The sequence below is a fragment of the Acinetobacter sp. ABJ-A23_2 genome (assembly GCF_044538765.1).
In the GTDB taxonomy this organism is placed as follows: Bacteria; Pseudomonadota; Gammaproteobacteria; order Pseudomonadales; family Moraxellaceae; genus Acinetobacter; species Acinetobacter nosocomialis_A.
In genome coordinates, this window is record NZ_JBIUCP010000087.1 from 1 (window position 1) to 5,817 (window position 5,817).

Annotated in this window: 6 protein-coding genes and 1 pseudogene; all 7 read right to left on the reverse strand. The window is 33.3% G+C overall.

The genetic code is table 11. From position 1 onward, the window contains the following. Positions 1-573, reverse strand: a 573-nt coding sequence (locus tag ACH63V_RS17725) for a DUF4142 domain-containing protein (protein WP_396464274.1), incomplete at its 3' end; no start/stop codon positions are given. A gap of 615 nt (positions 574-1,188) precedes the next feature. Next, positions 1,189-1,278 (reverse strand): annotated as a pseudogene (locus tag ACH63V_RS17730) (hypothetical protein); the annotation flags it as partial. Positions 1,279-2,073: 795 nt separating this feature from the next. After that, positions 2,074-2,838: a hypothetical protein gene (locus tag ACH63V_RS17735; RefSeq protein ID WP_396464275.1), complete on the reverse strand. Its 765-nt coding sequence runs from the start codon at positions 2,836-2,838 to the stop codon at positions 2,074-2,076. A gap of 337 nt (positions 2,839-3,175) precedes the next feature. After that, complete coding sequence (locus ACH63V_RS17740; RefSeq protein WP_396464277.1) at positions 3,176-3,499, reverse strand: hypothetical protein; 324 nt, start codon at positions 3,497-3,499, stop codon at positions 3,176-3,178. A gap of 85 nt (positions 3,500-3,584) precedes the next feature. Next, positions 3,585-4,691 carry a minor capsid protein gene (locus ACH63V_RS17745; RefSeq protein ID WP_396464278.1) on the reverse strand — a complete coding sequence of 369 codons (1,107 nt, stop codon included), beginning with the start codon at positions 4,689-4,691 and terminating at the stop codon, positions 3,585-3,587. Between the two features lie 96 nt (positions 4,692-4,787). Then, the gene (locus ACH63V_RS17750; RefSeq protein WP_002048765.1) at positions 4,788-5,132 is read right to left on the reverse strand and encodes a hypothetical protein; all 345 of its coding nucleotides are present in this window, start codon (positions 5,130-5,132) and stop codon (positions 4,788-4,790) included. 282 nt (positions 5,133-5,414) lie between these two features. Beyond that, positions 5,415-5,817: hypothetical protein (locus tag ACH63V_RS17755; RefSeq protein ID WP_396464280.1), on the reverse strand; the 403-nt coding region annotated here is incomplete at its 5' end.

Consider the following 5,817-nt stretch of genomic DNA (forward strand, 5'->3'; position numbering starts at 1 on the left):
ATCTTCAGCTGCTTTTAGGTGTTTCGCAACAGCATCACGTGTTTGTACGAGCATATTTTTTAATTCAGAACTTTTCGTGTTTGGTATTAACTGCTTATCAATTATCGTCAAAACTTTACGGTGAACTTTAACTTGACTCATCATATAATTTTTATCAGTATCTGATGTTATTTGATTAAGCTTACTAACAATTTTATCACTATCATTTTGCAATGATTTACTAAGATTACTGGTTTGTGAAATCAACTGTAACCGACTTGCCAACGCTTGTGCATTTTTTTCATTGGCTGAATGTTCTTTAATCATCATTTCAGCATATTTCTTAGCTTCATCTATTTTTAGTTTTGGTAATGCAGTTTTTGCCTGCTTAATTTCACCATTATTAGCTGTACTTAATATCTGGAAAATTTGATTATCATTCAAATTTTCATGGTTTTCATTTAATATTTTAGAGTGATTCTTCCCATCATTTATAGTTTGTTGATTCGCTGCCATAATCTCAAATGCACTGAAGCTTAAAACACTACTAATTGCGATACAGCTAATAATTTTCTTCGTTAAAATAGCTTTCATACCAATATCCTTTAACTTAATTCATGAGTATTTCTACCTATGGGTAGCTCTTTCACATTTCCAATCTATATCCCTACTTATAAATTCAAGGTTGGGGTTATTTATTCATTATTTCAATCAAACATATTTATACCGCTCGTTGAATATTCTTCGCAGAGGGTAAATAGCTTATTTAAAGTAGATGATATAAATTTAATAATGAATCATGCATCTGTATCCAATCTTATTAATGTAAATATAAAATATATATAATTTTAAAAAACATTAACTTAAAAACAATTTTTATTTTTTATTTTTACGAAAATAACAATAAAGCTCGTTATATTAACTTATAGATACTAAAGCTAAAATTAAATATATTTAAAGAAAATTTAAACCAATTTAACTTATTCGCCCATTTATAAAAAAGCGTTCTCCTAAAGACTTTAATTCACACACTGCACACAAACAATGACATGCACTTTTGTAGATATCGTATGAGCTGTGCAACCTGAAAACAGGATACACAGAACTGTAATCAATGAAGCCAATCTAGTTCGCTTGCAATTGAAGACTTTCATGTTAGCCGATCCGGTTAGCAATCCAGCCATAAAAGAATTGTTCCTGCGTGGGATTTCACTCACAAATTTCGATGTAACGTTGGTCTTGCATGATATTAAGAACCCGAACTAATACCTTCTCTCCTTCTTTACCACGCTTAGCCAGTGTTAGCGAAAAGGCTTACTATCCTTAATTCCATCTACTCTCATGCTGAGTTATCTACTCCTTCATTTATTATTGACTCTCCACGACAACAAGATATTGATTCTGATAATTATCATCATATGCTTAATATTTTAATTAGTAATACACCTGACGATGTACAGTTAATTATTGCGGGAGTGCAAAATAACTTTATTGACAGCATTAAAGGAAACTTTGAAGAAATTAACCTCAAATCAACACTTTTAACTGCAGAAGAGTCTTACATAGTTAACTAATTTGATCTTAACTTATACACAACAAAAAGCCCTCTGAAATTCCGAGGGCTTTTTATAACTAAGAGGTAAGTAAGAAATAAAGTTCTATCTTCCAACCTAAGCTAGCCACCTCCCCTAACACTCACATATTTTTAGCTAATTCTTTTGCTAAACATTGTTCATGCCAAGCGGTTTGAAAATTCTCGCCAGCTTTTGACTTAATGAGAGGGTCTTCAAATAACTTTGAAGAATATACAGATTTGATAAGCTATTGATAAAGTTGTTTGGCTTGTTGCTCTTCAAGATAATCTGCTATACCTCACCTTCTTTATTGACTCAATTTCATATATACTGAGCTTAGTATGAGATGAGCCTTATATAGTTCATTGCTAGATCAATGAATGACTAAGCCCTTAGCTTTCGAGCAAGGGCTTTTTTACGTCCAAAATAAAGTGTTAACAAGATTTCATTTAACCTTTTGCACTCACATTAAAAAACCACATCACCCAACAGAATAATGTGGCTTTTTTTAAAAGTTAAGTTAATGCGCTGTCTCTGCTGCTTTAGGTTTAAAGACCATTAAACAAACCACAATAAAAGCCAACAAAACGAAAGATGCGCTAAATCTACTTAGCTCTAATCCACCATGTGCAATAGGTTTATCGAGGAAATCACCTAAAACCGCCCCGAGTGGTCGAGTAAGAACAAAGGCCAACCAGAATAATAATGTTCTTGAGATTTTGGTATAGAAATAGCAGATTGCTAACACCAATAACAAAGTACCAAAAATTAAAGCAGCGCTCGTATACCCTAACCCTTGAGTATCCGCAATCCAGTCACCTAATGCTGTCCCTAATGTTTGAGAGAACATAATAGTTAACCAATAGAAAACTTCACTTTTAGCAGATTGAATACTTTTTACCGAAATCGTGCCGCAGCTTAAATACCAGACAAACAGAGACAGGCCTAATAAAATAAGTAATATTAAACTTCCCCCTGCATAGCCCACGCCTAAAGTCCGATCCACAAAATCGGCAATTGTGGTTCCCAAAGTAGTCGTGGCAATAATGGTCGCCCAATAGAAAAATGAATTATATTGCTTGGCTTTAATTTGCAGACCAACAAAAACTGCAAATATCATTGCGAAAATTGCTGTACTAATTACATATCCCAAATTGAGGGACATAGATAGCGCATCACCAGCAGTCTCCCCTAAGGTTGTAGCTGCAATTTTAATGATCCAGAATAGTAATGTGACTTCTGGAGCTTTACTTAGACTTTTAGATAAACTTTCATGATTCATCATTGTATGTTCTCCAAACATACTTAACGATTAGCCGATATCTAAAAGCCCAAGCCTTAAGCTTAAATTAAGAGTAAAAATAAGCTACAAAGCTTCTCTATAATGCATACCTTTAATTGTTAAATGACAGGGTTAGTCTTTAATTTGTTATAGATATTTTTTATGTAGAATCTTTTCATCATGATGTCATAAACGTTAAATCCGTTTTGCAATGCTAAGCTTGGAATTTATTTTTATAACATCTAGCCCCATCTATGTTTTCACCTGCAGTACTTTTCTTTTTATTGTATTAACTAAACAAAAAAACCTACTCCATGAGTAGGTTCGATTTACATGTAGCTCAGCCTATAGAACTTTTTGTTAAACATTTTTCATGCCATGTAGTTTGAAAGTCTTCAACAGCTTTTGTCTTGGTTAAAGGGTCTTCAAACAACTTTGAAGAATATGCTGTATCAATGAGCTGTTGGTAAAGCAGCTTTGCCTCTGCTTCTTCAAGATGGCTAGCAATCTCTTGTAGTTCCGTCACTGGCACATCATGTTGTCTTGCATCCATAACTCCTTTTGCCGCGTTTTCCACAAGATGACAATAATGCATTTGCATAGTTTCAGATGCTGCATAGCATGGAAGAGTAACAGCGCTCATAAAGAGGAATATAAATTTCATAGTCTCACCTTAATTTCACGCGCAAGGGTAACAAGCTCTCCTTTAAAAATTAAGTTGCAAAAGGTTAATTTTGGTCTCTACCAAGCTACAGTCCAAGTACTTTAAACGTTCGCTCATCGAGTTCCCTCAACTCATCCAGAGTGTAAAGCCGCCCCTTTGGATCAAAGAATTTATCAAAATCAAATTGTCCTTCTTTATATAATTTATAGCGTTTAGGACCTAACCATTCTTTTTGAAAAAAATTATCGGTCAATTTGAAAAACTCTTTGAAGGAAATATTTGCATCTATTTGGCCCATTAATTGAACCCGCTCATCTTTAGGAATGTCTCGCACTCTCCTTTCATCCATAATAAAAGATCGATTCCCAATAAGCCTGCCGTCCTTACTTACTGGTACCAGAATACTCCGGCAATTGGGATGCAAAGGTGGAACCCTTTTCGCTGGGTCATTCAATTTCCAAATAGAACCATCAACTGCGGCACAAATTTTAGATGTCCTTCCGTCTAGTACACTCACAAATCTGACATATTCAAAATTAAAGTTTTTAAAGTTATATAAATAAACCTGATTTGAAATATGGCTCCGTAGGGTTCTGACAATTCGTTCAATATCAATTTTGGTACTGTTGAGCAATCCATCCTCATATTTAAGACGTTTCGTACCAGTAATACGTCTAATAATTTGCTGAGGTGTCATGCCTGTATTCATTCCATCTCGAATAACATATTCAATTCTTTGACGGGCATTCTCACTAATTTGAGCCAAAGACTCATCAACTAAGGCACCACCAGCCAATGGAACGCGTTTTATCAATTTATAGAGGTGCTCTCCTTCTAAATCTTTAATGACTTTACCAAATAGCTTAGCCATATAATTTGACTCATAAGCAGCCAAACTAGTTGCCGAATGAGCAAACATTTCTGGTAGAACATCGCTCACTGAATTAAACCAATCAGAAATAACAAGATGGATATTTTTAAGGTGACGAGTTGTGTATTCGCCACCCGCAAGAGCTGCCCTTTCAGTCTGGTTAAGCTCTTTTATTAAATCAGCCAAACGATCAAGCATAACGAGTGTTTCATCGTTAAAAAATCTAAAAAGCTCATTTACCGATCTTGAGGATGCCCGATAAAGATAGGCTTGATGCTGTGTAAAGACATCAAAAAGCGATTTTTCCGTAATATTCTTCATGAAAGTTACCTCTAAAAGGTGCACTTTTTTGTTCTTTTTATATCGCTAATCTATAGAAACTTATTTAAGGCTTTAGGGAACTAAAAATTTATAGTGCTAATTAAACTGATAGTTTTGTTTTATAAATTTCTTCTGCACGCTAATATTTCCAATAAAATTAGCTAGCCATAAAATAAATTCATCTCGATATTCAAAGCGTGGAAGCAGACTTAAGTCAACTTTTATCTCTCTTTCAGAAAGAGGCTTACTTAAACATTCTTCGAAATCAATTTTGCTATATTTTAACTTTAAATTGATTTGCTCAGCTTCTTTTCTAATTTCCGCCATAACCCTATTGAGATTTGTCACAGGGTTATCCGTAATCTGGTACTTTTCATAAATATTTGCGTAAACATTTTCAGCAATATCTAAATATTTAATGAGTTCAGCATTCTCATTCATCTCGTCATCTTCCTATTTTTTTGAAAATTATGTACGAGTAAATGTTTCTATACGTAATTTAAGCGTATTTTTATGTGAAAAATATTTTAATAAAAATAACAATATAATCTTTAACTTACTATTTTTTAAATCATTATTGTTTCTTTATAGAACATTTCCATATTTTCTGACATTTTTCATCTATATAATCAAGATTTCTAAAGCAAAAAAACCGCCCCAGAAGGCGGTAGCTGAATTTTATCAGCGAGATATAGAAGTATGGTGGATGAATACTTCTATATTTTATGAGGATATTTTATTGTTCTTAATATAGTCCTCAGATTTAAAGTAATTAATGATCATCTCTGCATTTTCTTCTTTAGCTGGTTCAGCAGCAACAGGAATCTCGGCTTTATCAATTCTAAAGCCTTTCGGAATATAGTTTGAAATTGGAGGCAACTTTTCTTTACCTCCAATTGTCATTCGCTCAATGAAACCAGCAAGCCATAAAATAAACTCACCTTCATTTTGAAACTTTGGCATCAGACTTAAATCAATATGAACTGACTTTTCTTTATTAAATTGATTTAAGCATTCTTCAAAATTTATAAAATTGTACTTCAGTTTGAACTCAGTACCTTTAATTGCTTTACGAATTAAGCTAATTAAACAGTTTAAATTTTGAATGGTGTCTTCTGTAAATAAA